Source organism: Rhodococcus sp. AB351, from assembly GCF_049538275.1.
Taxonomy (GTDB): Bacteria; Actinomycetota; Actinomycetes; order Mycobacteriales; family Mycobacteriaceae; genus Rhodococcus.
On record NZ_JBMVFW010000011.1, the window covers coordinates 70,384 to 97,291 of the forward strand.

At 68.5% G+C, this 26,908-nt stretch carries 22 protein-coding genes; 9 read left to right on the forward strand and 13 right to left on the reverse strand.

Annotated elements, in window-relative coordinates; all coding sequences use genetic code 11:
- Positions 1 to 74: 74 nt before the first annotated feature.
- Genes ACPCXD_RS18800 through ACPCXD_RS18810 form a run of 3 tightly spaced genes read right to left on the reverse strand, consistent with a single transcriptional unit; the run spans position 75 to position 7,113 of the window.
- Positions 75 to 4,235 carry a TIGR02680 family protein gene (locus tag ACPCXD_RS18800; RefSeq protein ID WP_423660744.1) on the reverse strand — a complete coding sequence of 1,387 codons (4,161 nt, stop codon included), beginning with the start codon at positions 4,233 to 4,235 and terminating at the stop codon, positions 75 to 77.
- Complete coding sequence (locus ACPCXD_RS18805; protein ID WP_423660746.1) at positions 4,232 to 5,626, reverse strand: TIGR02678 family protein; 1,395 nt, start codon at positions 5,624 to 5,626, stop codon at positions 4,232 to 4,234. The genes ACPCXD_RS18800 and ACPCXD_RS18805 overlap by 4 nt, the downstream gene beginning before the upstream one ends.
- The gene (locus ACPCXD_RS18810; RefSeq protein WP_072740516.1) at positions 5,623 to 7,113 is read right to left on the reverse strand and encodes a TIGR02677 family protein; all 1,491 of its coding nucleotides are present in this window, start codon (positions 7,111 to 7,113) and stop codon (positions 5,623 to 5,625) included. Before ACPCXD_RS18810 ends, ACPCXD_RS18805 begins: the two co-directional genes overlap by 4 nt.
- Before the next feature lie 219 nt (positions 7,114 to 7,332).
- Here ACPCXD_RS18810 and ACPCXD_RS18815 point away from each other — a divergent pair, with 219 nt between their 5' ends.
- Positions 7,333 to 8,661, forward strand: coding sequence for a helix-turn-helix domain-containing protein (locus tag ACPCXD_RS18815; RefSeq protein ID WP_160875124.1), 1,329 nt, complete (start codon positions 7,333 to 7,335; stop codon positions 8,659 to 8,661).
- 7 nt (positions 8,662 to 8,668) lie between these two features.
- On the opposite strand, the gene ACPCXD_RS18820 is transcribed toward ACPCXD_RS18815, so the two are convergent.
- On the reverse strand, positions 8,669 to 9,691 hold the full coding sequence (locus tag ACPCXD_RS18820; protein ID WP_423660748.1) for an alpha/beta hydrolase: 1,023 nt from the start codon (positions 9,689 to 9,691) through the stop codon (positions 8,669 to 8,671).
- A 512-nt stretch (positions 9,692 to 10,203) separates the two neighbouring features.
- On the opposite strand from ACPCXD_RS18820, the gene ACPCXD_RS18825 reads away from it, so the two are divergent.
- Positions 10,204 to 10,557, forward strand: a complete 354-nt coding sequence (locus ACPCXD_RS18825) for a Zn-ribbon domain-containing OB-fold protein (RefSeq protein WP_229568090.1) — start codon at positions 10,204 to 10,206, stop codon at positions 10,555 to 10,557.
- A gap of 1 nt (position 10,558) precedes the next feature.
- On the opposite strand, the gene ACPCXD_RS18830 is transcribed toward ACPCXD_RS18825, so the two are convergent.
- Positions 10,559 to 10,978, reverse strand: a complete 420-nt coding sequence (locus tag ACPCXD_RS18830) for a RidA family protein (protein ID WP_229568092.1) — start codon at positions 10,976 to 10,978, stop codon at positions 10,559 to 10,561.
- A gap of 80 nt (positions 10,979 to 11,058) precedes the next feature.
- Here ACPCXD_RS18830 and ACPCXD_RS18835 point away from each other — a divergent pair, with 80 nt between their 5' ends.
- Complete coding sequence (locus ACPCXD_RS18835; protein WP_016692746.1) at positions 11,059 to 11,430, forward strand: winged helix-turn-helix transcriptional regulator; 372 nt, start codon at positions 11,059 to 11,061, stop codon at positions 11,428 to 11,430.
- 5 nt (positions 11,431 to 11,435) lie between these two features.
- On the opposite strand, the gene ACPCXD_RS18840 is transcribed toward ACPCXD_RS18835, so the two are convergent.
- The 5 genes from ACPCXD_RS18840 to ACPCXD_RS18860 form a co-directional block, all read right to left on the reverse strand.
- Positions 11,436 to 11,651, reverse strand: a complete 216-nt coding sequence (locus ACPCXD_RS18840; RefSeq protein WP_423660767.1) for a nucleotidyltransferase family protein — start codon at positions 11,649 to 11,651, stop codon at positions 11,436 to 11,438.
- A 43-nt stretch (positions 11,652 to 11,694) separates the two neighbouring features.
- Complete coding sequence (locus ACPCXD_RS18845; protein ID WP_423660751.1) at positions 11,695 to 11,958, reverse strand: GlsB/YeaQ/YmgE family stress response membrane protein; 264 nt, start codon at positions 11,956 to 11,958, stop codon at positions 11,695 to 11,697.
- A gap of 107 nt (positions 11,959 to 12,065) precedes the next feature.
- Positions 12,066 to 12,392: a WhiB family transcriptional regulator gene (locus ACPCXD_RS18850; protein ID WP_016692749.1), complete on the reverse strand. Its 327-nt coding sequence runs from the start codon at positions 12,390 to 12,392 to the stop codon at positions 12,066 to 12,068.
- An 84-nt stretch (positions 12,393 to 12,476) separates the two neighbouring features.
- Positions 12,477 to 13,250, reverse strand: coding sequence for an SDR family NAD(P)-dependent oxidoreductase (locus tag ACPCXD_RS18855; protein ID WP_016692750.1), 774 nt, complete (start codon positions 13,248 to 13,250; stop codon positions 12,477 to 12,479).
- A 21-nt stretch (positions 13,251 to 13,271) separates the two neighbouring features.
- Positions 13,272 to 14,126: a sugar phosphate isomerase/epimerase family protein gene (locus tag ACPCXD_RS18860; protein WP_423660754.1), complete on the reverse strand. Its 855-nt coding sequence runs from the start codon at positions 14,124 to 14,126 to the stop codon at positions 13,272 to 13,274.
- A 152-nt stretch (positions 14,127 to 14,278) separates the two neighbouring features.
- On the opposite strand from ACPCXD_RS18860, the gene ACPCXD_RS18865 reads away from it, so the two are divergent.
- The 6 genes from ACPCXD_RS18865 to ACPCXD_RS18890 all read left to right on the forward strand — a co-directional run bounded on the left by ACPCXD_RS18865 (position 14,279) and on the right by ACPCXD_RS18890 (position 20,425).
- Entirely contained in the window at positions 14,279 to 15,679 is a 1,401-nt protein-coding gene (locus tag ACPCXD_RS18865) for an MFS transporter (protein WP_423660756.1), read from the forward strand.
- Complete coding sequence (locus tag ACPCXD_RS18870; RefSeq protein WP_059383538.1) at positions 15,676 to 16,569, forward strand: transketolase; 894 nt, start codon at positions 15,676 to 15,678, stop codon at positions 16,567 to 16,569. The genes ACPCXD_RS18865 and ACPCXD_RS18870 overlap by 4 nt, the downstream gene beginning before the upstream one ends.
- Positions 16,566 to 17,555, forward strand: coding sequence for a transketolase family protein (locus ACPCXD_RS18875; RefSeq protein ID WP_423660758.1), 990 nt, complete (start codon positions 16,566 to 16,568; stop codon positions 17,553 to 17,555). Before ACPCXD_RS18870 ends, ACPCXD_RS18875 begins: the two co-directional genes overlap by 4 nt.
- Positions 17,556 to 17,656: 101 nt before the next feature.
- Complete coding sequence (locus ACPCXD_RS18880) at positions 17,657 to 18,313, forward strand: GntR family transcriptional regulator (protein WP_064060968.1); 657 nt, start codon at positions 17,657 to 17,659, stop codon at positions 18,311 to 18,313.
- 51 nt (positions 18,314 to 18,364) lie between these two features.
- Positions 18,365 to 18,841 carry an SRPBCC family protein gene (locus ACPCXD_RS18885; protein WP_051033005.1) on the forward strand — a complete coding sequence of 159 codons (477 nt, stop codon included), beginning with the start codon at positions 18,365 to 18,367 and terminating at the stop codon, positions 18,839 to 18,841.
- A 114-nt stretch (positions 18,842 to 18,955) separates the two neighbouring features.
- Positions 18,956 to 20,425, forward strand: coding sequence for an FAD-dependent monooxygenase (locus tag ACPCXD_RS18890; RefSeq protein ID WP_423660760.1), 1,470 nt, complete (start codon positions 18,956 to 18,958; stop codon positions 20,423 to 20,425).
- Positions 20,426 to 20,554: 129 nt separating this feature from the next.
- Here ACPCXD_RS18890 and ACPCXD_RS18895 read toward each other — a convergent pair whose 3' ends face one another.
- From ACPCXD_RS18895 to ACPCXD_RS18905, 3 genes are all read right to left on the reverse strand, one after another.
- Positions 20,555 to 22,042 carry an NAD-dependent succinate-semialdehyde dehydrogenase gene (locus ACPCXD_RS18895; RefSeq protein WP_423660762.1) on the reverse strand — a complete coding sequence of 496 codons (1,488 nt, stop codon included), beginning with the start codon at positions 22,040 to 22,042 and terminating at the stop codon, positions 20,555 to 20,557.
- Positions 22,039 to 25,044, reverse strand: a complete 3,006-nt coding sequence (locus ACPCXD_RS18900; RefSeq protein WP_423660764.1) for an FAD-binding and (Fe-S)-binding domain-containing protein — start codon at positions 25,042 to 25,044, stop codon at positions 22,039 to 22,041. The genes ACPCXD_RS18895 and ACPCXD_RS18900 overlap by 4 nt, the downstream gene beginning before the upstream one ends.
- 189 nt (positions 25,045 to 25,233) lie before the next feature.
- Positions 25,234 to 26,739, reverse strand: coding sequence for a PucR family transcriptional regulator ligand-binding domain-containing protein (locus ACPCXD_RS18905; protein WP_160875136.1), 1,506 nt, complete (start codon positions 26,737 to 26,739; stop codon positions 25,234 to 25,236).
- Positions 26,740 to 26,908: the final 169 nt, after the last annotated feature.

Consider the following 26,908-nt stretch of genomic DNA (forward strand, 5'->3'; position numbering starts at 1 on the left):
CCGGATCGTAGGACCGCGACGCAGGTGAGAGGCCCCGATCGGGGCGGAACACGCCGCAGTGACCGTCGTCACGATCAGACGAACTCGAGCGCTCCCTCCACCGGGTGCGTGACCCGCCGGGTCCGCGGAGATCCGAGCGCGCTCTCCAGATCCGACCCGTCGTGCTCGGCGAGCAGTTCGCCACCCGACCACACCAGCAGCGTCGTGGCGACGGTGTGCTCGGCCACCGAATGTGACAGATCGTAGTGCGCACAACCCGGCACGCCGGCATAGGTGATCCACAGGTCGAAACCGGTCATGAACAGATCGAGGTCGAATTGCACGGACAGACCGAGCAATTCGCTGCGACCGGTGTCATCCACACCGGCGAAGGCCTCGTCCAGGGCGAGCAGACGCGGCGCATGCGGGTCGGCGGAATCGAGCATCACGTGCGCGGCAGCGAACAACGGCAGGTGCAGAGAGACGGACTGCTCGCCACCGGACAGCGCCGAATGTCGCGCCGGGGTGAGCCGGTCCTCGCTGCCGTCCGCACCGACGAGACTGAACGAGAACACCCGCCACCGGCGATAATCCAGCGTCGCGGCGAGGATCTCCGGGTACGACCGTTCCGGATGCGCGGCCCGCTCCGCGCGGATCCGCGACGCGAAATGCGCACGGATCCCCGCCAGATCCTCCGGCGCCAGCATCGACGCGTCGCGGTCGAGGAGCTTGCACACCGCGCGGGCCGGCTCGTCGAGATGGTCGGCGAGCACCCAGTGCACCCCGATGGTGTTGCCCGAGGACATGTGCCGTTGCCGCATCTCGGTGCCCATCCGGGCGATGAGGTCGCGGGCGTCGACGGTGCGCTCGTGGATCTGCTGCGCGAGACCGGTGAGCAGGGCGTCCTCGAGGATGCGCCGTTCGGAGTCGGTGAGCAGGGTTTCCTGTTCCTGCCGCGCCCGGGCGATGCGCTGCGCGAACGCCGCGACGGACGTGTAGCCCTGTTCGTCCTGAACCTGCACGACGGTGATGCCGTCGGCGGCGTCCCAGTGCAGCCGGTAGTCGCGGCCCCGGGCGAGTTCGGCGTCGAACTCCTGCAGCGCGGAGGTCAGTGCCGAGGCCGTGGACTTGCGGGTCGACTCGGAGGCCGTGACCGATTCCGTGGCGGCGTCGAGGGCCCGGAACAGTGCGAGCACCTCGGCGGGCAGCACGTCGACCGCGTCGTCGGGGGACTGCCGGATCCGATAGGCCAGCTGATCGGCGTCGAGCCACGCGGCCGCGCTGGACGGCCACACGTGCTCGCTCTCCACCCCGAGCAGGGTCAGCAGGTCGCGGCGGGCGAAGGGTGCCAGGGCGTCGGCGTCGGCGCGGGCCTCGGTGAGCGCCGACCGCAGCGTCTGCTCGGCGCCCGTGTGGGCGGCCTCGGCCTTGCCGATCCGTTCCAGCGCCGACTCGTGGGCCTTGCGTGCGGTCCGCTCGGCGGCCTTCGCCGCCTCGATCCGGCGCCGGGCCTCGTCGAGCTGGGCATCGATCCGGTCGGCGCTCGCCCCGATCGACTCGCGCAGCGTCTCGAGCTTCTGCTGCTCGTTGGCCAACGTCTCGGAGTTCTCCGCCGCGAGTTCGGCCGCGTTCTCGGCAGAAACCCGCGCCTCGTCGAGCCGAACATCGGTGTCGCGGAGTCGATCACTGCAGGTGACCTGCTCGCGCAGGGCGCGCTGCAGAGCCTGGCCCTGCGAACGGAAGTGCCGCACGGCTGCGTCGAGACTGTCGAGTTCCGTCGCGGTGAGCGGCGCCCGGTGCCGGCCGGCCGTCGACCGCAGATGCTGTTCCTTGGTGGCGACCGCAGCGATCGCCTGATCCAGGTCGCGGTCGGCGGCGGCCGCGGATTCGGATGCGGTCCGCAACGCGCCGGCGCATTCGGTGACCTTGCGCAACGCCGCGAGAACGGATCCGGTGCGCGGCAACGACTTCACGGCGTCGTCGAGAGCGGTGAGCCGGTCGCCGATCTCGCGATCCTGCTCGCGCAGCGACGCCACGTCGGCTCGGCACTCGGCGATGGTGGTCTCGAGTTCGACGATGCGACGCTGCCGCCGCCGGGCGCGGGCGGTGGCTCCGATGAACTCGGCCTGCTCCTTGACGTGGCGACCGAGCTGCACTCCCTGCCGGAACCTACCGTGCGCATCGACCGACACCCGCGCGTCCGGGCCGGGATCGGTGGCCCATGCGATCGACGACAGCACCGCGGCGACCCGTTCCTCGGGGACGGCCGTGTCGGTTTCGGGAACGAGTACATCGGCGAGCGTGGGACCGCTCGGCCGGTGCCCGGGTGCCAGCGGCACCAACAATTGCTCCGACTCGATGTCCGGCAGGTCGCCGACGCCGTCGGTGATCCACCCGTCGAGCAGGTTCGCGGCCTGCAGCGCCGCTTCGATACCGGCAGCGTCCTGCGTCGACACATCGTCGCGGAACCGGACGAGCTGCCACAGCGGGGCGCCGACGAGATCGTCGCGGCTGCCGGTGCGGGAAGGGAACGCCGGGGGAGCGTCGTCGCGTTCGGCCGCGACGGCGGTGCGTTCGGTCTCGAGTTCGGCGATGCGGGTGCCGAGCGACTCGATCTCAGAGCCGCACACGCGACGCCGGAACCGCAGGTCGTCGAGCACGGGCCCGGTGTGCTCGGCGAACACCGCCGCGGGGGACGGGGCATCGTCCTGACCGACGGTGCCGAAGGCGGTGTCGAGCGCCTCGAAGACCGGGGTGGACAGGCCCACGGCCGCGAAGGTCTCGGCGCGATCGGACCACCACCGGCCCAGCTCGGCGGCGACCTCGCTGCGGGACAGCTCGACCATGGTCTCGGCGGCCTCCACCGCGGCCGAGGCGGTGTCGCGTTGCGCGCGGGCACGCACCGCGGCGGCCTCGGCCCGTGACCGCGCGGCGGTCGCACCGTCGAGCTGGGACAGTGCGCTGCGCACCGCGCGCACGTCGGCGTCGCGTTCCTCGGCGAGTGCGTCGATCGCGGTGTTGAGCTGCTCGGTCCGTTCGATGCCGTCGAGACCGGTCCATGTGATGCCGGCGTCCTCGGCCGCCGCACTCAGCCCGTCCTCGGCGCGACGACGCGCCGCCGTCGCCGTCTCGAGCGCGTCGCGGGCGCTGTCGTGGTCGCGGAGCCGGTCGGCTACGACGGCCTGGGCGCGGTTCGCCTGCTCGGCCTGTGCGGCGGTGGTGCGCTCGAGGTTCTTCACCGCGGACGCGAGGTCGTCGAGCTGCTGTTTGCCCTCGTAGGCGCTGGAGCGGTGCAGTGCCTCGAGGGTGGTGCGTGCCTGTTCGTGGTCGCGTTCGGCCACCAGGAGCTGTTCCTCGGAGGCCGCGCGGGCGGCGGCGGCCTCGGTGCGGGCTTCGGTCGCCTCGCGCAGCGACCGGACGGCGGTGTCCACCACTCCGAGACGGGTGGCGACCTTGTCGACGGCGGTGCGCGCCTGCTGACGGATGTACTTCGAATACACCTTGACGAACTGTTGCGCCGCATCGTCGGCGGCGGCGAGGGATTCGAGGGTGCGCTCGACCTCCTCGATCGCGGAGAACGAGCGGGCGGCCTCGACGATGAGATCCTCGTCGAGGGGGCGAAGGCCGTCGGTCAGCGCCTGCGACAGGCCCTTCGGGTCGAGGTTCTTGGCGAGCTGGGGGCGGCGCAGCGTGAGGATCAGGTTGATCAGCTGGTCGTAGCGTTGCGCGCCCAGACCGAACATGCGCGCGTCGATCGCGGCCCGGTAGTCGACGGGACGATCGGCGATCGCGTCGGCTCCGATCTGATCGACCAGTTGTTTGCGGGTGAGCGGTCGGTCCTCGTCGTCGAGCAGCGAGAAGTCGACTCCCACACGGCCGTCGACGACGAAATGCCAGCGGGTGACCTTGTCGTTGCCGCGGGTGGCGCGCATCCCGATGCCGACGGTGACGGCCTCCGGGTCGTCGGCGCGGCCGCGGCAGAACTCCATCCACACGTACGAGTGGGCGCTGTCCTGGCCGCGGTACAGCAGGTTCGAGCGCATGGTGCGCTCCTCGCCGGCGAACGGGTTCAGACGTCGCGGTTCGATCCGGCCGTCGAGCACGAACGGGAACAGCACCTCGAGCGCCTTGGTCTTGCCCGACCCGTTCGGTCCGCGCAGCACCAGTCGTCCGTCGGCGAACGAGAACTCCTGGTCGCGGTAGTCCCACAGGTTGATGATCCCGGCACGCGTGGGGCGGAATCGGGCGCTGCTCATGAGATCTCCGTCGGGGTCGTATCGGGGGCGGGGACTGTCGGTGGGGTGGTCTCGGGGAACAGGTCGATCTCCGGATCCCGTTCGCGCACACTGACCGTCACGCCGCGGAAGCGGGCGATGGCGGGCAGGACCAACACTCCGCCCGGTACGCGGGCCACCAGGCGCAGTCTGTCGAGCATGTCCACCGCGGCCTCGGCCAGTCCCGCGGGGTCGGCCTGCCACTGCGCGGCGAAGGTCCGGCCGTAGATGTCGACGAGACGACCGACCGTGCCCGCCAGCCACGAATCCTCGAGCAAGGGATGCTCGAGCGGGGCACGAGCGTCGTCGTCCTGCTCCTGCTCGTCGGGCATCGGGGTGTCGGACGCCGCGAGCGGGGTGAACACCGTCGACCTCGGGATCGCGGAATCGACCGCCGCGACGAGGACGTCCTGCGTCTGCGCGGGCACCGGCATCCGGGGCGGGACAGGGGCGTCGGGATCGAGGACGCGATCGCACATCTCCCCGGCCAGCAGCAGCGCGACCTGCGCGACCGTCCCCGTGTTCGGGAACCGCATATCCGACAACCGTCCCGAGGTGTCCACCAGCGCAACGCCTTCGGCGCGACGCTCACAGACCAGGCCGGTGAGCAGTTCCACCTCGTCGGTGGTGCGCGGCGACGCCAACTGCAGCGCCTCGTCGTCGTCGAGATCGTCGGCGTACACCACGGGACGCTGCACCAGTGCGCGGCGCACCCGCCGCCGGACCTCCGCCGTATCCGAGTGCGGGGCACCGGCATTGCCGAGCAGACCGCGCACCGATTCGAGGTGCTGCAACGCCCGCGGTGGCCGGAACAGGGCGTGCACGACCGCACGATCGACGTCGTAGAGCGCCTCACCGTTGTCGGGATCGCTCGCCCACCTGCCCGCATCACCGTCGGCGAGGGTGATCGCGCCGCGCACGCCGAGCCAGGTCACGGCATCGACGAAGGCATCGCGGTCGGCGGCACGTTCGGTGTCGAGTTCGACACCGTCCACCCGGCTCGCCTCGGAGGCGACGTGCTCGGCGAGTTCGGACAGCGTGATCTGCCCGGCGCCGCGACCGAGCGCGGCGATTGCCAACGCGAGATAGGCGTAACGGCGCCGGTCGAACGGCCGGCCGGTGTGCGTCGACGTGCCTGCCCCCGCGTCGAGGCGATCGGCGACGGTGAACAGCCGCGCGGTGGTCTCGGTGACCTCGAGCCGGTATCCGAAGGTGGCGAGCAGATCCTCGCGCAGCTCGGTGGCCCAGCGGCGCACCGTCGCCAGCGCCGACCGGTCGGGGAAGGTCGTGGTGACGAGATGGTGGGTGAGCACCAGCCGCGCGGCGCGCTGATACGAATCCAGTTCGACGGACGGAATCGAACGGGCCCTCATCGCACCTCCACCGACAGACCGTCGAGATACAGGCGCCCGCGCGCGGTGTGCACCACCGTCGACTCGCCGCTCGGTCGGAGGGTGAGCTTGACGCCGTTCTGCGTACCGGAGGAGGCATCGTCGCTGCGCACCCGCCCGCTCACGGGCACCCGGGCCGACAGTGCGGCGTCGAGCAGGCTCAACAGCACCTCGGCTTCCGGTTCGCTCAGCTTCCGTTCGCGCACACCTCCGGCGGCGAGGGAGCGCGCCGCTTCGGCCCGGCGACGCTGCTTCTCGAGCTGCGCCTCGCGCAGCCGCCGTACTCCGGCGTCGTTGCGCTGGATCCGCCCCGGCGCTCCCGCTGCGGGGCGCCGGCCGGTCTCGGCGAGGGTGCGGGCGATCTCCACGGGAGGCGCGTCCCACCACGACCGGGTGACCGGCACGATGTCGGCATCGGGATGGGCGACGGAGAAGTGTCGGGGCCGGCCCAGGTCGAACACCGCATCGAACAGCGCGTGCGCGGCCTCCTCGGACGGCGCGGCAGCGAACCATCCCGCGAGATGCCGCAGCTGCGACTCGCGGCTGACACCCCCACGACGCTGCTCGGTGAGCCGGCGCAGCAGCCCGAGCACCGCGGAGATCGCGTTGATGGTCGCGCCGCGCAGGCGTTCGGATTCGCTCGGTTCGGAGCCCACCCCGACGAACCAGTGTTCGATGCCCCACCAGCGCTGCGCCCAGTCCGCTTCGCGTTCCTCGAACGAGAGCAGCACCCGCTCGTCGTGCCGGGCCGCGGCCGCGGTGAGCTTCTGAACCCCGGTGACCTGCACCCGGTCGAGCGCCGCGGAAAGCTTCGGGGCGTAGCGGGCCAGATCGGTGCTGAACTCACGCATGTGGGTGAGGAGCGCGTCCTTGTGGGCGAGGAAGGTCTCCGGGGTGACCTCGGTGGTGCGCACCAGCTCGCCGAGGACGAGATAGAAACGGGCAGCGCGCTCGGCCATGTCCGACAGCGTCGCGTCGAGGCGACTCAACTTCCGGTAGACCAGTTCGCCGTCGCCGGCCGCGTTCGCATCGGCGAGATCGTTCAGGTCGGCGAGCAGATCGGGGAGGGCCAGACGCGACAGCGAGACGTCCTCCCCACGGGAGGACAGCACGTCCTCCACGGCGCGGAACACCCGGTAACCGGCCTGCCCGAACTGGTAGACGTAGTGCCGGTTGCGGTACTCGGCGAGCGTCGCCGCCCGGGATCCGTCGTAGCTGCGTTCGAGCACACCCCACGCGTGCAGCTGCTCGAGCAGGGCCGGGATCTCGGAGGAATCGGGCACGTCGTCGCCGTTCGCGCCGGGCAGCCGAGTGAGGACGTTCTCGACGTCGCCGGCGTGCAGCAGCACCGAGTAGTTGCCGCGCGCATGATCGAATGCGCGCAGAACCCACAGGTAGTGCACCCTTTTCTCGGCCGTTGCGAACGAGAAGAGGCGCAGGCGGTCGTCCCGCACCAACGCGTCCTCCATCGCGCCGAACCGCGCTCGGCCTGATTCACTCACCGTGACAGGTTAGGCGGCGCAACCGACGGGTCCGGACAACACCCGGCGTGAGTGTCGGCACGATCGTTGCCCGATGAACGCCCCGATCCGCGGTGGCGGCCCGCCCCGAGCCGTTACGGTCGAGGCGGTGCGCTCGGCGAGGGCAGTGCGCCCGGACAGACGCCGCAGCCTCCGGAATCGGACACGATGAATCCTCACGAGATCGGACAGGACACCCACAGAGTGGGCGATCCGGGACCCGCCACGCGTGCACTGATCGAGGCGGTCGCCGACCTGTCGACGACGCGGCAGGCCGAGATCACGCAGTACATGACCGAGCGGATCTCGGCCGAGATCGAGGCGATGTCCACCGACCGCCACACCCGCCGCTCCCTCGCCCAGGCCGCGGAGGAGGGTGTCGCAGCCATCACCCGGTTCCTGCGGGACGATCTGGCCGAGATCGAGATCCCGGCGGCGTCCTATTCACTGGTGCGCATGCTGGCCCGGCAGGGATTCCCGGTCTCGGTGGTCGACCGCAGCAACCGGCTCGCGCAGGACAGCATCATGCGCTGGTGCCTCGAGGTGCTGGCGGGACTCAGCGACGACGCCGCGGCAGTGATGCAGGCGGGCGTGGAGATCCTGATGAAACTCTCTGCCGGGATCGATGGGGTGTCGCAGAAGTTGCTCGGGGTCTACGAGGCCGAGCGCGACACCTGGCTGCTCAACCGCAACGCCTCCCGGACCGCCCGCATCCAGGACATCCTGGCCGGACGGCCGATCGAGGTGGGGGACGCCGAGCGCACCCTCGGCTACCGGCTCGGCCAGCACCACCTCGGGGTGATCGTCTGGACGGACGACATCGAAGTGGTCGGCGGGGACCGGTCCGGCACCGAATGGAACGGCCTCGAGCAGGCGGTGACGGCCTTGGCCGAACATCTCGGGCGGGGAGGTCGGGTGCTGTTCGAACAGTTCGACGAGTACACCGCCTGGGCATGGATCCCGCTCGGTACCGTCGATCGCATCGACCCGAGCGGACTGTCCGGGGTCGTCGCGGCCTGGCAGCGACCCGTCGGTGTCGCCGTCGGAGCGCCGCAGGAGGGGATCGACGGTTTCGTCCGCACCCATCGGCAGGCGGCGCAGGCGCGGGAGGTGGCTCTGACATCGGCTCTGCCGGTCCCACGTCTCGTCTCGATCGACGAGGTCGGCGCGGTCGCGTTGATGTGCACGAATCTCGAATGGGCGCGCGCCTGGGTGGGGGATGTGCTCGGCCGCCTCGCCGCCGACGATCCCGCTGCCGCACAACTGCGGCACACACTGCGGGAGTTCCTGTCCAGTGGAGGCAGTTTCGTCGCCACCGCGGAAAAGCTCCATCTGCACCGGAATTCGGTCGCCTACCGGATCAGCAAGGCGGAGGAGCAGATCGGGCACAGTGTCCGCGAGTGTCGACTCGACCTCGAGAACGCGCTCGCGCTGTGCCACTGGCTCGGAGCCGCCGTGCTCGCGCCCGATTCGGAAGGTCCACCTTCGCCCGGGTGACGGCCCGTTATCGGGAGCCGGGCACGGCGCTGCGGACGAACCGTCCGATCTCGCCGATCGCGCGGATTCCTTCGGGTAGCAGATCCGCGGCGGCCTGGAATACGTGCACCTGCCGGTCCCAGACCTGCAGTTCGCACGCGATACCGGCGTCGGCGAGACGGTCGGCCATCGACTCCGCGTCCACCAGGAACAATTCGTGCGAGCCGACCTGGATGAGCGTGGGCGGCATGCCCGACAGATCCGCGTCGGCAGGGCAGAGCCGCCCCGACTCCTGGCGACGTCCTGCAAGACCGGCCAGCGCCTCGAGTGCGTTGCCGGGCAGCAGCGCGCAGTGTGCGGCGTTGGAGTGGCCGAGTTTGCGGGCCGGATCCAATTCGGTGAGCGGGGACAGGGCGACGATCGCTCCCGGCACCGGGATGCCCCGGTCGCGCAACGCCAACGACACCATGAAGGCCAGATAGCCGCCGGCGGAATCACCGGCGATCACGACCTGCTCGGGTCGGTAACCGGCGGCGAGCAGGAAGAGATAGCCCTCGACACCGTCGTCGACGGCATCGTCGATCGAGTGCTCGGGCAGCATCCGGTAGTCGACCATCAGCACGGGGGTGCGGCCGGCATCGGAGATCCGCGAGACGAGGCGGAGGTGGCTGCGCATCCCGCCGCACAGGAAGCCGCCGCCGTGCAGGTAGAGCATCACGCGATCGAATCCCGTCCGCGGGCCTTCCACCCAGGAACCGGTGCAGTTCGGCAACCGGACGGGAGCGCACACTGTCCCGTCGATCGCCGGAAGCAGCGCCCCGGCGGCGTCCAGCAGACCTGTCGGCCAGGGCAGCGCCGTCGAGCGGCTCCACAGCCCGAGCAGCGGACGCACCGACATCCGCATCGCCTGCGCCAGTACTCTGGACTGACGGCTCGACCCGGCAAAGTCGCGCCGGCGGACCGGAGTCGAGCGATCGGGGGAGTGCGGCGGCCGAGGTGTCGGCAGATCGCGCGGAACGAGGGGTGCGCGCACGTCGCGTGCGGTCGTCACGGGGAAGAGCTCCTCACAACCGGTGGGGTGTCTGCGACCGGTCGATCCGCGAGGGGGAGACGGTCGAACAGCGGCGAGTGGACCCGGCGAAGCGGGTGCCGCTGTATTCCACGTTAAGGACGAACGTCCCTCGGTTCACCGGTGCGGCTGCACACTGTTTCCGTCGTGGTTCGGGCTGAGCGCACAGTGTCCGAGGGTGGCACCGGGTGCCGGTGCGAGCTGGATCACGTCTGATCGGGACGGACCTGCAGGTCAGGGTCCTACTTTGGGAGCTTGTCCAATTGGCATTCGGTGGCCCGAACGGACCGGTCGACCGACCCGGCATTGTGCGCTGCGACCAGCGAACCCCCATGATCTGTGTGCTCGCGTACCGATGGAAAAGGTCCCGGGTCGACCTACCTTCGAATAGGGGGCCGATGATCGGAGCCACGTCATCGGCCCGTCGGGGGTCCCGCCCCTCTACGACGGATCGCTTCGTGGCTCGGACATTCTCCGTTGACGGAAGGACCGCGATGGCGCCCCACGCGACGCAGAACTGCATGACGATCCTGCGCTGCGGAAGCTGCACGACGCTTCACGCTCCCGAGACAGCGCGCTGCTCCTCCTGCGGCGGCGCGAACCTCGAGTCCGCCCACTGCTCCGGCACCGGCTCGATCGTGTCCTGGAAGGTCGTCGAACCGCTCGACGTCGGCGCACAGGACGACAACGCGGTCACCCTCGCGATCGTCGAACTCGACGACGGGCCGTGGCTCTACTCGAGGATCGAAGGATCGTTCCCCGAATGCGCCGAGGCGCGGGTGCGGGTCGCGTTCCGGTCCACTGCGTGCGACGACGGATTCCCCGTCTTCGGGGTCTGCGCGGCCTGATCTACGACGCACACCCCTCGAGAACCGCGGTGGCTTCGATCTCCACGAGCACGGCAGGTTCATAGAGTGCCGCGACACCGATCAGCGATGCCGGCGGCATCGGATCGGGCAGATCGATCTCCTGCGCGACGGCCTGCACACCGGCCATGAACTGTCCGATCTTCTCGGGATGCCAGTCGGTGACGTAGAACGTCAGGCGCACGACATCGCGGAAGGTTGCGCCCACTCCGTCCAGGCCTCGTGCCACGTTGCGCAGCGCCTGGACCACCTGACCGGCCAGATCGGTAGGGATCGGTGAGCCGTCCGGCATATGTGCGACCTGTCCGGCGAGATGTACCTGTCGCGTACCGGTGGAGACGGCGACGTGGTGGTAGGGCGCGTTCGGCAGCATGCCTTCGGGGCTGAACAAGGTGACGGACACGGGCTTCTCCTGAGGTCGGAACCGAGTGGTAGCCGATTTATACTTGGTAGCCGGAAGTCACTTCAACGAAACCAGGTTTCATGTCGGATACCGCTGACCACGATCTGCTTGCCGTCGCCGCCCACCGGGAACTGTTGGGACAGATCCTCGACAAGTGGTCCCTGAGCGTGCTCACCGAATTGTGCGAGGCTCCGCGCCGCTTCAACGAGCTGCGGCGCGCCGTTCCCGAGGTCACGCAGAAATCCCTGACGACCACGCTGCGCAGACTCGAACGCAACGGAATCGTCGAACGCCGGGTGGTGAACACCCGTCCCGTCGCGGTCGAATACCGCATCACGCCACTGGGGAAGACGGTGCGCGAACCGATCGACGCCCTGCTGCTGTGGGCGTCGACGAATCTTCCTCGCATCGAGGAAGCACGACGCAGATTCGACGAGGAGCCCGACGAATGAGCGTGTCAGCGCTCGGGCCACGGTTCGACGACCAATCGAGGCCATTCCGCCTGCCATCGTCGGGCTTTCGCTTCATACACCTCGCGAGGCGCCAGCACCGGATTCGGGCGGAGCACCATCCCGAACAGGTCGTCGAAACCGTGCGGAGCGTAGACCCGTAGTCCTGATGCGGGATCGCGGGTGATGCCGAAACAGCACGTGGTGGATGCGAAATGGTCGATGCCGCGTAGCTCAGGTCGGCGTCGTCGAAGTAGAAGAGGTCGTCTACGCCTGACGCGACCGAGACTTCCAGGCCGACCACGCGGCGGTCACGATGATCGCGCCGGCGAGGGAACCGATGATCCCGCTGGGGCGTAATTCGAGTCCGTCACCTGCAAGAAGGCTGATGAGCAGACCTCCGATGAACGAACCCCCGACGCCCGCGACGAACGCGAGAGTCCAGTCGATCCCGGTCCCGGACCTGCCCACGACGAGCTGTGCCGCCGCGCCGACGAGCAGCCCGAACAGAATGATTCCGATGATCAACATTGAGCGAGTATAAGCCGAGATCGACACGGCGACAGTCTTTCCGCGATATGAATGCAGCGGCCGACACTGCATTTCGCCAGGGGAACGGCACTCGGCGGGAATTCACCCTACAGATTCATCCCGAGGGCGTGAATCGTCCGATCATGGTCTCCGGTCGGTCTTCCCCTGCGGCGATCCGATTCGGAGGTGCCGCCCCAGATCCCGTGACGTTCGCGGGTTTCCAGAGCGTAGTCGCGGCAGGGGATGCGGACGGGACACGACGTGCAGATCTGTTTCGCCGTGCGTTCACGGCGCTGCCGCATCCCGCGCGATTCGTCGTCCGGCGGGAAGAAGATCGAGGGATCGATGAGACGGCAGTCGGCGCGCGACTGCCATGGCTGCAGTTCCGCGTCCGGGCTGCTGCCGAACGGGGCGAAGAAAGGCGTTGTTGTCATGGTTCTCGTCCGGCGACCGAAGTGAAAACGGTGCCGTCCGGTGTCCGACCACGACGGTGCATGAGCGGACACCGGACGGGGTGGTCAGTGCATGTGGCTGCCGCCGTTGATGTCGACGGTCGTGCCGGTCAGGTAGGCCGCGTCCTCCGACGACAGGAACGTGATGACCGAGGCCACCTCACGGGTGGTGGCGGTGCGTCCGAGCGGAACGTCGCGGCAGATGGCGGCCTCCTGCTCAGGAGTGCTGCCGACGCGGATGCTGGTGTCGACCGCGCCGGGGGTGACGGCGTTGACGGTGACGCCGCTGTCGCCGAGCTCCCGGGCGAGCGACTTGGTGAACCCGAGGACGGCGGCTTTCGCCGACGAGTAGGGGACCTTGCCGAAGACACCGCCGCCACGCTGGGCGGAGACCGACGACATGTTCACGATGCGTCCCCATCCGTTCTCGATCATGCCCGGCAGGAATGCCCGGGTGACGAGGTAGGTGCCGGTGGCGTTGACGGCCATCACCTTGTTCCACAGTTCGAGGCTCGTCTCGAGGAACGGCACCGGCGAGGTGATGCCGGCGATGTTCGCGACAGCTCCGACGGGCGGGAGATTGCCCGCGGCGACTTCCGCGGCGACGGCATCGTGCGCTGCCTGCACCGACGCCTCGTCGGCCACGTCGATCTCGTGTCCGAAGGACGGGACGGAGTACTCGCTGCCGATCTCGGCGGCGACCTTGGCGGATTTCTCACCGTCCAGATCGAGGACGACGACGGCCCAGCCGTCCTCCGCGTAGCGGCGGGCGGTGGCGAGGCCGATGCCGCGCTCGGAGGTGGCTCCGGTGACGACTGCGGTGCGTCGGATCGAGGACATGGGTTTCTCCTTGAGGTTGGTTCAGGGGATGAGAGTGGTGACGAATCGAGCTGCCCGAGAGGCGCTTTCGGGTCGCTCGGGGTCGGTGATGTCGCGGGTTTCGAGTTCGAGGGCGAAGTGCCCGGTGTACCCGCGGGCGTCGAGGGCGGCGAGGCCGCCGGCGAAGTCGGCGTGCCCGTTGCCGATGCTGAGGTTGATGTTTCCGGGCACTGCGTCCCGGAGATGGACGTGCGTGATGCGCGAGGCGAACAGGTCGACGAAATCGACCGGATCTCCGCCCGACGCGACGATGTGGCTGAAGTCCATCACCACGCCGATTCCGGGGGACAGTCGTGCTGTCAGCCGGGCGGCGTGAGCGATGTCGCAGCACAGTCGGTGGACGTGGAGGGATTCGGTCCACAGGCCCACCCCGAAGTCCCGGGCCCGGACGTGTGCCCGCTCGAGTTGTGCCGCGACGGTGTCGAGGTCTTCGTCGAGGGACCGTATCGGCCGGTCGTCGAGGTGCCCGCACGGCAGCACCAGGGCGCGCGCCCCGATGCGGGAGGTGAGGGTCAGCAACCGGTCGAGATGGTGATCCCGCCGTTTCTGTTCTTCGGAGGTCAACGGCGCGTCGAGGTCGCCGATGTCGCCGTTGACGCTACGGACGCGCAGGCCCGAGATTGCCACCTCATCGACGACACGGTCGACGGCGTCCGCGTCGAGCACGAACGGAACGTGATCGCAGACTCCGGGTAGGGCGCCGAGATCGATCTCGGTGAAGCCCAGGCCGGCGATGGTTCGTAGCGCTGTGGGCAGGTCTAGGTGGCGGAAGCTGATCGTCGAGCAGCCGAGCCGATCGTGGAACACGAGAACCTCCTGGAAGGTGATGGGGACCACGCTAACCGTGCCGACTGTCAACAGTCAACCGTTGCCTACTGACAGTTGACAGGGTGGGGTGTCCGCGCTCACACTGAGTTCACTGTTGACAGTCGACATCTTCTTTCCCCGTCGCACCAGCGGCCGTATCCTCGGTCCGCAAGGAGAAATTCATGAGCACAGAAGCGCTCGAGATGCGAGGTCCCGTCGAGGGCACCAAGGACGCCAAACGCGTCGCGATCGGTTCCTCTGTCGGCGCCGTCATCGAGACCTACGACTTCATCGGCTTCGGCACCGCTGCAGCGTTGTATTTCGGGACAGCCTTCTTCCCCAGCGGTGATCCCGTCATCGGCACCCTCGCCGCCTTCGCCACCCTCGGCGTCGGATTCGCTGCACGACCTCTCGGGGGGATCCTCGGTGGTCACCTCGGAGACAAGGTGGGGCGCAAGCCGGTCCTCGTCGCCTCACTGATCGTCATGGGCCTGGCCACCTTCGCCATCGGCCTGCTTCCGACCTACGGCCAGGTCGGTCTCGTCGCACCGGCGCTGCTGGTGACCGTCCGCATCATCCAGGGACTCGCCTTCGGCGCCGAATGGGGCGGAGCGATCCTGATGAGTTACGAACACGCGCCGTGGAAATCGAAGGGCCGCTACACCGGCATCGTCCAAGCGGGATTCCCCGTCGGGCTGCTGTTGGCCAACCTCGTATTCCTGTTCAGCGTCCACCTCGGTGGCGACTGGGCGTGGCGGGTGCCGTTCCTCGCGAGCATCGTCCTCGTCGTCGTCGGGCTGATCATCCGGTCCAAGGTGCCCGAGTCCCCGGTCTTCGAGGACGTCAAGGACAGCGGCGAGATCGCTGCCTCCCCGATCCTGGACTCCGTCAAGAAGGACTGGCGCGACATCCTCCGCGGCATCGGCCTGCGCGTGGCCGAAACCGCCGGCTACGCCGTCTCGATCACCTACATGATCTCCTACCTGCACGAGAACGACCTCGCCGGGAAATCGGAAACCCTGCTGGCCCTGTGTGTGGCCTCGGCGATCGGCATCTTCGCCACGATCGGCTGGGCGAGTCTGACCGACCGTATCGGCCGTCGCCCGGTGTATCTCGGAGTCTGCGCGTTCGCCGCCCTCTTCGGGGTCCCGATGTTCCTCCTGGTCAACACCGGCACGTTCGTGCTGATCCTCGCCACCGTCGTGATCGCCTACGCCGTCTGCCAGAACGCCCTTGCCGGAGCGCAGGGTGCCTGGTTCCCCGAACTGTTCCAAGCAGCGCGCCGCGCCTCGGGCGCATCGCTGGCCTACCAGATCTCGGCGATGGTCTCCGGGTTCACCCCGTTCATCACCGCGCTGCTCTACTTCGCCTTCGGCTGGATCGGCCCGGCCCTGCTCTTCAGCTTCTACGGCCTCGTCGGTCTCGTCTGCGCCCTCGTCACCCGTGAGACCTGGGGACCGGCCGAGCGTCGCCTCGCCGATCAGGCCGGCCGGTCGAACTCACACCCTTCCGATAGCCCCGACGGCCCCCTGTCCGGTGGGACCGCCGCGGCATCGAGCACCAAGGAAAAGGAACTTCTGTGACCACCACAGCGCATCCCCGTCCCGACGTCGCCCTGCCTCGGAACGAGCGACTCGCCGCCATCGACGAATTCGCCTACCGCCTCCGGCACAACGTGATCGACATGGGCCAGGAACAAGGTCAGGGCTACGTCGGCCAGGCGCTCGGCGCCGCGGACATCCTCGCCACCGTCTACGGAGACCATCTGCGCTTCCGCGCCGACGACCCGCACTGGGACGGCCGCGACCGGTTCCTACTGTCGACCGGCCACTACGCCATCGGCCTGTACGCGGCGCTCGCGGAGGCAGGGATCATCTCCCGCGACGAGTTGCTCACCTACGGCTCGGACGACTCGCGCCTGCCGATGTCGGGCATGTCGACCTATACGCCCGGTATGGAGATCTCCGGCGGCTCGCTCGGCCACGGCCTTCCGATCGCCGTCGGCATGGCGCTGGGTCTGCGTCATCAGGGTTCGCCTGCACGGATCTTCAACTTCCTGTCCGACGGCGAACTCGACGAAGGGTCGACCTGGGAAGCGGCCATGAGCGCGCACCACCACCGACTCGGCAACCTCATCGCGATGGTCGACATCAACGCACTGCAGGCCGACGGTGCCACCAGCGGAGTGCTGAGCACGGAACCGGTCCACGACAAGTGGACGGCCTGCGGGTGGCGCACCTACCGGGTCGACGGCAACGACACCGGTGCGCTGCTCGACGCCTTCGATGCGGCGATCGCCGAGGCCGCCCCGGCCGGATCCCCGGCGATCGTCCTGTGCGACACCCGTGTCGGCAAGGGCGTTCCGTTGCTCGAAACCCGCGAGAAGGCGCACTTCATGCGCATCGACGAAGACGAATGGCAGATCTGCCGCGACCAGCTGACCGCCGGCCACAACCGCGAGGACGTCCGATGACCACCACCGCTCCCAAGCTCAAGACCTCGGCGATGATCGCCTCCTTCGTCGATCCGAGTCAGCGGACCACCGCCGCACCGTTCGGCCACGCGCTGGTCGCGGCTGCCCAGGAGGACGACCGGATCGTCGGCCTGTCCGCGGATCTCGCGAAGTACACCGACATGCACGTCTTCGCCGAGGCGTTCCCGGACCGGTTCTTCCAGATGGGCATGGCCGAACAGCTGCTCCTCGGTGCCGCGGCGGGCATGGCCGAGACCGGCCTGATCCCGTTCGCGTCGACCTACTCGGTGTTCGCCGCGCGCCGCGCGTACGACTTCCTGTGCCTGGACATCGCCGAGCCGAACCTCAACGTCAACATCGTCGGCGGGCTTCCCGGCCTGACCACCGGATACGGCCCCAGTCACCAGGCCACCGAGGACATCGCCATCTTCCGCGGCATGCCCAACCTGACGATCGTCGATCCGTGCGACTCGATCGACATCGAACAGGCCGTGCCGCAGCTCGCCGCGAGTGACGGCCCCACCTATCTCCGCTTGCTGCGCGGTAAGGTCGCCACGGTCCTCGACGAGTACGACTACTGCTTCGAACTCGGCAAGGCGAAGGTGCTGCGCGGCGGGAACGACGTCGTCTTCGTCACCAGCGGACTGATGACCATGCGCGCGTTGCAGGCGGCGGACGTGCTGGCAACCCACCACGTGGACGTCGGGGTGGTGCACACGCCCACGATCAAACCGTTCGACGCAGCCACGGTCCTGGCGGAGATCGACACCGACCGACTGGCGGTCACCCTCGAGAACCACACCGTCGTAGGTGGGCTCTTCGAGACCGTCGCTGCCGCAGTCGTCGGGGCGGGACTGGGGAAGAGGGTCGTCCCCATCGGCCTGCCCGACCGGTTCCTCGATGCCGGCGCGCTACCCACCCTGCACGACCGGTACGGCTTGAGCACCGACCGGGTGGTCGCGCGGGTGCTCGACGAGCTCGGCTGACCGACACGCTGTACGGGTCCCGCACCCAGCTCGGTGCGGGACCCGTATCATTGTCGACAGACTGTTGTCGACAGTCGGCCGCTGACACCTGGAGGCAACTCATGGCTGCTCAACCCGCTGCGCTGCTGGGGCTCGAGAGGACCAGCCTGCGTCAGCAGGCCGTCACCGCCCTGCGCACCGCGATCACGAGCGGCGCGCTCGCCCCGAGCAGCCCCCTCGTCGAGACCGAGCTGTCCGAGATGCTCCAGATCAGCCGGGGGACCTTGCGCGAGGCGATGCGCCAATTGCAGCAGGAAGGTCTGATCTCTGCCGGTGCCCGCGGTCGCCTCTACGTTCGGCACCTCGACGCCAAGGAGATCCGCGACATCTTCGCCGTGCGCGCGGCCCTGGAAGCGTTGGCCGTCCGCGACCTCGCGGAGCGGGACGACCGGGCCTCGGTGATCCCGGCCCTGCGCGAAGCTCTCGAGGCCATGGCGCATGCCGAGAACGACCTCGAGGCACGCATCGAGTCCGACCTGAACTTCCACCGACTGCTCTGCCGTCTGACCGGCAACGAAACGCTCATGCACTCGTGGCAGTCGCTCGAGGGATCGATCCGCATGTCCATCATGTTCGCCGGTCTGGAGAAGGCGGTCGGAAACATGGACGTCGGGCGTCACAGTGCCATCGTCGACGCCATCGAAACCGGTGACTCCGACCAGGCTGCGTCCACGGTGCGTTCGCACATGGCGTGGGCGGCAAGCAATCTCGTGTCCTGATCCGTACTCGTCAGGGTGTCGCTGCCGGTTCCGGAGGTCTCGTCGGGCAGGATGGTGGCCATGCAGACCACACCTCTGACCTTCGAGTCCTCCGTCGTCGTTTCCGCCACCCCCGACGAGGTGTACGCCCTCGTCTCCGATGTCACCCGCACCGGTGAATGGTCACCCGTCTGCGCGGAATGCTGGTGGGACGAAGGGCAGGGCCCCGAGGTCGGTTCCTTCTTCACCGGCCGGAACGTCACCCCCGAACGCACCTGGGAGACCCGCTCGGAGGTCGTCGTCGCCTCTCCGGGCCGTGAATTCGCGTGGTCGGTCGGTCCCGGCCTCGTGCGCTGGAGCTACGTCATCAAGCCCGCGGACGCCGGCACGGAACTGACGGAGACCTGGGAGTTCACCGAAGCAGGGCAGAAGTTCTTCCACGAGAAGTTCGGGGCGGAGGCACCTGCTCAGATCGCCGCGCGGGAGCAGGCTGCCCGCAGTGGAATTCCGGCGACCCTGGACGCGATCAAGCGCATCATCGAGGGCTGACCCGGGGCGCTCGTCGTCCCGTCCCGTTTCCACGTTATCGCGCAGGTGGGGGCTTGTCGCAAGCCCCTACCCGGGGTTCATACTGCCCGTCCGGTGTCGTGGAGAGGGGCGGACATGCACGAGGTCGTAGTGGTCGGCTGCGGGCCGACGGGAATGATGCTGGCGGGGGAGTTGCGCCTGGCCGGCGCGGACGTCGTCGTACTCGAACGTCGCGAATCGCAGGAACTCGCAGGGTCGCGGGGTGGTGGTATCCACGCCCGCACCATCGAGCTGCTCGATCAACGAGGAATCGCCGAGCGATTCCTCGCCGAGGGGCGGACGGTGAACACCGCGACCTTCGGGGGCACCAGGCTCGACGTGGGCCGTCTTCCCACCCGCCATCCGTACACGCTCGCGTTGTTCCAGAACCACATCGAACGGCTGCTGCTGCAGTGGATCGAGGAACTCGGCGTGCCGATCCGGCGGAACATCGAGGTCGTCGGTGCCCATGCGGACGAGGACAGCGTCCGACTTCGGCTCGCATCGGGGGAGTCGGTGCAGGCTCGATACGTGGTGGGCGCCGACGGCGGTCGCAGTGTCGTGCGCCGCGAGGCCGGGATCGGATTCGAAGGGCCGGATGCGACACGCAGCAGCCTGATCGCCGAAGTGCGGGTCACCGAGGAACTCCCCACCGACGCCAAGATCGACGAACGCGGCGTCCACGGTCTGTACCCGATGGGGGAGGGCCGAGTGCGGGTCGTGGTGACCGAAGCCGAACTGGGACCTTCCACGCCGCCGACGCTCGACGACCTGCGACGAGAACTGGTCCACGTGTTCGGCACCGATTTCGGTGTGCACGATCCCACCTGGCTCTCACGGTTCACCGACGCGACCAGACAGGCGACGACCTATCGTGCGGGCCGGATCCTGCTCGCGGGCGACGCCGCACACGTGCATTCACCCACCGGCGGACTGGGTATCGGCCTGGGCATCCAGGATGCCGTCAATCTCGGCTGGAAACTCGGGCAGGTCGTGCGAGGGGACTCGGGGGAGGGCCTGCTCGACACCTACCACGCCGAACGGCACCCGGCCGGCGCGCGGGCGCTGAAATTCACGATGGCCCAATCTCTTTTCCAGAAGGCCGATCCGCGCCAGGAGGCCCTGCGCGATCTGATCGACGAGGTCCTCCGCGTCGACGACGCCGGAGCGCCGATCGCGGCGTTGATCTCCGGTCTCGACGTCGCCTATGACCTCGGTGAGGGGCACCCGCTGCTGGGACGACGTATGCCGGATCTCGACGTCATTGCCGAGGAGAAGTCGGTGCGCGTGTTCGGACTCATGCACCGGGCTCGTCCGCTTCTGTTGCAATTCGACGGCCCGCCACTCGATTCCAGGAATATTCCCGACTGCGTCGACCTCGTGCGGGTGCGCTACGACGGCGTCTGGGAGTTGCCGTTGCTCGGTGAGGTGGACGCGCCGTCGGCCGTGCTCGTGCGCCCGGACGGGCGCGTGGCCTGGGTGGGGGAGGGCTCGACGGACGGTCTCGACGACGCGCTCGCGAAGTGGTGCGGCACTGCGGCCGGCCGAACAGGAACCGTTGTGTGAGCGAGTGATTCCTGGTCTACACGGTTGGACCGTACCGACCTTACGCGCCGAACCGGGCTTCGCGCGTTTGCAGCGGCGGCAAGACACGGTTCGGCGCGCAAGAATCGGCGGCACAGCGCGTTCGATGCGTCACCTACGGGGGACCGCGACGTACTTGACCTCGAGGAACTCGTCGATGCCGATGGTGCTTCCCTCGCGTCCGAGACCCGACGCCTTGATGCCGCCGAACGGTGCCGCAGGGTTGGACACGATACCGGTGTTCAGCCCGACCATGCCGACCTCGAGCGCTTCGCTGACACGGAAACTGCGGTCGACGTCCTGGGTGAAGATGTATCCGGCCAGTCCCCAGGGCGTGTTGTTGGCGATCTCGACGACCTCGTCCTCGGTGTCGAAGACGACGATGGGCGCGACCGGCCCGAAGATCTCCTCGCTCATCAACGCGGCGTCCTTCGACACGTCGGCGAGGACGGTGGGTGGGTAGAAGTAGCCGGGTCCCTCCGGCCGTTTGCCGCCACACACGACGCGCGCTCCACGTTCGACGGCATCGGCGACGAGACGCTCCACCTTCGCCAGGGCCTTCTCCTCGACCAGCGGACCGACCTGGGTGCCCTCGACCAGGCCGTCCCCGACGGCGAGGGCATCCATACGCGCAGCGAGCTTCTCGGCGAACCGATCGGCGACCGCGCGCTGCGCGAAGATGCGGTTCGCGGCGGTGCACGCCTCACCCATGTTGCGCATCTTCGCGGCGAGCGCGCCGTCGACTGCCCGGTCGAGATCCGCGTCCTCGAACACGATGAACGGGGCATTTCCTCCCAGTTCCATCGAACTCCGCATCACGTGCTGGGATGCCTGTTCGAGCAATCGGATGCCCACCGCGGTCGACCCGGTGAAACTGACCTTGCGTGCGATACCGCTGGACATCCAGGCCGAGACGACCTCCCCGGGCGCGGTGGTGGGCACGACGTTCAGCACACCCTTCGGCACACCGGCCTCGACGAGCACGTCGACCAGGGCCAGCGAGGTCAGCGAAGTGAGCTCCGAGGGTTTGAAGACGATGGTGCACCCGGCTGCGATGGCGGGTCCGATCTTGCGGGTGCCCATGGCGAGCGGGAAGTTCCACGGCGTGACGAGGACGCAGGGTCCCACCGGCTCCTTGGACACCAGGATGCGGGTCGCGCCGTCGCCGGTGCTGGTCACATCACCGCGGATGCGGACGGCTTCCTCGGAGAACCACCGGAAGAACTCCGCCGCGTAGGCCACCTCGCCCTTCGCCTCGGCGAAGGGTTTGCCCATCTCGGTGGTCATGATGGTCGCGAACTCGTCCTGCCGCTCCAGGATGAGCTCGTAGGCCCGGCGAAGGATCACGCTGCGTTCGCGCGGAGCGGTCTTCGCCCAGTGTTTCTGCACGCGGGCGCAGGTTTCGATGGCACGCCGGGCGTCGTCGGCGTTGCCGTTCGCGACGGTCGCGACGACCTCCTCGGTCGCCGGGGCGACGACCTCGAATCGTTCACCGGAGCTCGATTCGACCCACTCACCGTCGATGAACAATCCTGTGCTGACGCGGGACACTGCGTCGGAGACGCCCACCCGTGTCCCGACAATCGTTGCATCGGTCATGCGCTTTCCTCCTCGGAGATGGTGTTGTTCATCGACATTCGTGGCCCGGGATCGAGCAGTTCTGCGAGATGTTGCCCCGGGCAGGACACGTCGATCTGTGCGACCTGCATCGCGCACGAGAATCCGTCGGTGACCACCGCGGAGTCGTCGTCGGCCGCGCGCAGTGCCGGGGCGAGGGAGGTCTCCGCGACCTTCATGCTGATGTCGTGGTGTTGTTTCTCGAATCCGAAGTTTCCTGCTACGCCGCAGCATCCGACCGCGTCGCGGACGTCGTCGACTCCCGCTGCGGTCAGGATCCGGCGATGGCTTCCGGCGCCGAACACGGAGTACTCGTGGCAATGGGTCTGCAGCACCATCTCGTTCGGTAGCGGCTGTGCAGGAGCGGGTGTCCAGCCGTTGCGCACCATGGTGTCCAGGTAGGACGCGAAGCTGTGGACCCGTGCGGCGACGCGACGCGCAGCCTCGGTGGGCACCAGCTCGGGCAGGTCCTTGCGCAGGGCGGCGGCGCAACTCGGCTCGACGACGACGATCGGCCGGTCGGTGCCGTCGTCCAGTGTGCGGGCGGCGTGGGAGAGTTTCTTCTTCGCGGTGTCGAGCTGGCCGGTGGAGATCCACGTCAGTCCGCAGCACGCGTCCGCGGAGCAGCTCACCTGCTGATCCGCCGAGGCGAGCACGCGGGCGGCGGCACCGGCGACCTCAGGCCGCAACCCGCGAGTGAAGGTGTCGACGAACAGCACCACCGGCGTCGAACCGGACCGGCCGCTCAGCGCGTCGCTCACGGCCTTCTTCCAGGCCCGCCGGGAGACGAAGGGCGGAAGTACCCGGTCGGGGGAGATGCCGCCGAGAGCGGCGGCGCGCTTCGCGAGAGAAGTGCGCAGGACCGCGTTGACCAGCGGTGCTGCCAACCCCGTGATGCGGAGCCAGCGTGGCAGCCACCCCAGCGAATAGTGCGATACCGGTCGTCGTGTGCCGTCGTAGTAGTGCGAGAAGAACTCGGACTTGTAGGTGGCCATGTCGACGCCGGCCGGGCAGTCGGTCGAGCAGGCCTTGCACGACAGGCACAGATCGAGTGCCTCACGCACCTGTTCGGACTTCCACCCTTGTTCGATCGTGCGGGCGCCGCGCACCATCTCCTGCAGGACCCGGGCCCGGCCGCGAGTGGAGTCCTTCTCGTCGCGGGTCGCGCGGTAGCTCGGGCACATCACGCCACCGGCGTCGGCCCGGCACCGTCCGACGCCGATGCAGCCCTGGACGGCGTGCACCCACGGGTCGGGGGTGTGTTGCGGCCGCGCGCCGTCGGGACGGACCGCCTCGATCGGGTGCAGGTCGTAGTGGGTACGCCAGGTGCGTTCGGGAACGCCCGCCAACGCCAGATCGTCATCGATCCGTGCCGGGTCGGTCAGCGATCCCGGGTTCAGGATGCCTTGCGGGTCCCAGATCGTGCGGAAGGCGCGGAATGCGCTCATCATCCGCGCGGAGTACATCACCGGCAGCAGTTCCGAGCGGGCACGGCCGTCGCCGTGTTCTCCGGAGAGCGATCCGCCGTGACGGACCACCAGCCGCGCGGCCTCGTGCGTGAACTCGCGGAAGACCTTCCGGCCCTCCTCGGTGCGCAGGTCGTAGGTGATGCGGATGTGCATGCAGCCGGCGCCGAAGTGCCCGTACATCACCCCCTGCAGACCGTGCCGGTCGAGCAGTGCGCGGAAGTCCTGCAGGTAATCGGCGAGGTTCTCCGGCGCGACGGCGGAATCCTCCCAGCCCGGCCAGGATTCGCCGCCGGATGCCAGGCGGGACGAGAGTCCGGCGCCGTCCTCACGCACCCGCCACAGGGAAGCGCGCTCGGTGGTGTCGGCCGCGATGCGGCCGTCGACGAGACGGCCGTTGCGGCGAAGTTTGTCGAGCAGTGCGTCGGCGGCCGCGGCCACGGAGTCCGGGTCGTCACCGTCCAGGTCGACGTAGAGCCACGCGTTTCCGGCGGGGAGACCGAGGACGGAATTCTCGCCCCGACGGAACCGCATGGTCTCGACGATCGCCGCGTCGACACCCTCGACCGCCGCAGGAGAAAATTCCAGGATGGTTCCGATGTCGCGGGCCGCGTCGACGACGTCGTCGTAGCCGAGGCAGACCAGCAACGCGCTGGACGGGCGGGGAACCAACTCGACGCGGGCCCCGACGATCACCGCGCACGTTCCCTCGGATCCGACGAGCGCACGGGCGACATCGAACCGCTTCTCCGGCAACAGATTGTCCAGGTGATACCCCGAGACCTGCCGTTGGATCCTCCCGAGCTCGGTGCGGAACTCGAACAGGTGCTCGCCCGCCAACGCGGTGAGCTCGGCGTCGAGCTGCTGCGCGCGAGCCGCAGCGGCCGCGTCGTCGGGATCGGTGGCACGCAGGCCTCGCTGCGCCGCGGTGAGCCGGAACCCGTCGGCGGTGACGAGGTCGATCTCGTGGACGTGATCGGACATGCGGCCGTAGCGCACCGAGTGATTGCCGCAGGCGTCGTTGCCCAGCGCGCCACCGACCGTGGCCCGGTTCTTCGACGAGGGATCGGGGGCGAAGGTCATCCGACCCGAGGACGCGTCCTCGACTGCCCGCGAAAGGGTCGCGAGCACGACGCCCGGTTCGACGTCGGCGACACCGGACGTCTCGTCGATGTCGAGGATGCGGTTCATGTGCCGGGAGAAGTCGAGGATCACACCGGAGCCGACGGCATTGCCCGCCATCGACGTCCCGCCCCCTCGGCTGACCAACGGAATCCCGGTGTCGCCGCAGGCGGTCACCACCGCCACGACGTCGTCCACCGACCGAGGAAAGACCACGGCCGACGGCCGCACCCGGTAGTTGGAGGCGTCGTAGGAGTACTCGGCCAGTCGACGCGTCGAGGTGTCGATCGGGACGCCCAGTGCGTAGAGTCTGTCGGTGAGGAGTCGAACTCGGACGTTCTCGTCGGTCGAGGAAGCTCCGCCGTCCTGTCCTATGGTGAGCTGGTCGTCGTTCATCGCGTGCGCCGCGTCAGGAACGGGGACCGCAGAGAATGTGGGCGCGTCGGATCAAGGAACACTATCGGCCGCCTCCCAGTTTGTAGGATTGTCGACAATCCTGTATGCACGGAGCGTACAAAGCGGCGACGCCGAACGCAACGCACACCGCCTGCGCATCCTCATCCGCAATCGTGCTTCTTCGGGCCCTTAGCTGGTCGGTGCGTCGGCGATGAGCACCGCGAGCAGCAATTCCGCCCGTACCCGCGCGTCCCCGAGGTCGACATCGAGCAACTGCTCGATCTTCGCGATGCGCCCGCGCAGCGTGTGCCGGTGGACGTCCAGCGCGGCCGCTGCCGATTCCCAATGTCCGTTGGCTTCGAGAAACGCGCGTAGTGAAGGAACCAGGCGCCCGCCGCGCTCGCGGTCGTATTCGGCGAGGACCGTTACGGTCGACGCGGCGACGGATTCGAGCACGGACCGTACCTGGGGAGAGGCGAGGAGGGCGGTGCCGTGGGTGGCATCGAACTCCGCGATACGACAGGTGGCGTCGGTGGTGCGCAGTGCATGCTCGGCCTGCTCGAGTCCTTGTCGGACCTCGGCGATCCGATGGGCGGGGCTGAGGCCGGCGCGCAGGGGGCGGGCGTGCTTCGCCGGTAGGTCGGCGAGCATCGCCGTGACGTCGGAGATGCTGTCGTCGCCGCGCAACAGCACGGTGAGTTCGTCCCCCTCCTCGCGGCTGTAGAACGGTCGCCGGCGGGCGTCGAGAACGATGTCGAGATGCCGACGCACCTCGGACGAATGCGGTGTGCTCAGCCGCAGGACGCGGACGCGGTTGCGTCGACCGACAGCGTCGGCCAGGTACTCCAGTGCATCGCCCGCGTCCAGGAGACCCGCGGCGAGTAGGTCGAAGACCTTGGACCCGAGGTCGTTTCGTTCGTTCCGCAGACGCCGGGGCTTGTCGAGTTCGAGGGTCACCAGGGAGACAGCGTGACCGATCAGTACGAGTTCGACGTTCTGGAGGGGTCGGTCCGCTTGGACCGCCAGGTATCCGTTCACGATGCCGCCGTGGACGACCGGCTGAACCGTCACCGTCCTCCCCGGGCGAATCAAGGTGACCGACCCGGTGCCGTCCCGCCGCGCCTCGGCGATCGGCTCGGTGAGGTCCGGGTCCGGCATCGGATGAGCGATCACGGCATCGTCGCGCTCGGCCACGTACACGACCGAGGCGGAGGTCGAGACGGCCAGTTCGCGCACGATGGCGGTCACGCCCCCGCGCAGTGCGGCCCGTGTGATGCGGACCTGGGTGTCGGCTGCTCGGCGCACCAACTCGTACTCCTGCTCGGCGAGCCGCGTCGTCACCGCACGGCTGACCGCCGCGAACGGGGTCGTGTAGGGCACTTCGAGCAGCGCCAATCCCGCCGCGTCGGCGGCCTCGAGTACCGACGGAGGGATTTGTTCGTGCGACAGGCCGGTGCCGAAGCCGAGTGCGGCAATCCCGGCCTCTGCGAGTCGCCGGACGTAGTCGCCACCCTCCTCGTCGCGCAGGCCGAGGCCGGTGGTCAGGACCAGTTCGCCTCCGGACAACCATGGTCGCGGGTCGACGAGTTCGGTGGGCTGGACGAAATCGATCAGTCGCTCCTGCCCGGCCCGTCCGGCCCGCAGTGCCAGCCCGAGTCCTGGTTGTCGTAGTAACCAGGCGATGCCCACGCTCATGACCGTCATCCTATGGCGGTGGACGAATCGGCGTATTTCCTCGGAGCAGGTTGTACGAAATGGATATGGAGCCGTTCCGTCCCCGCTTCGATACTCGAATCACCACCTGCTCCGCACCGCACCGTCGACGGCGACGCTGCGATCACGCGCCGAGCGAATGATCGAGAAA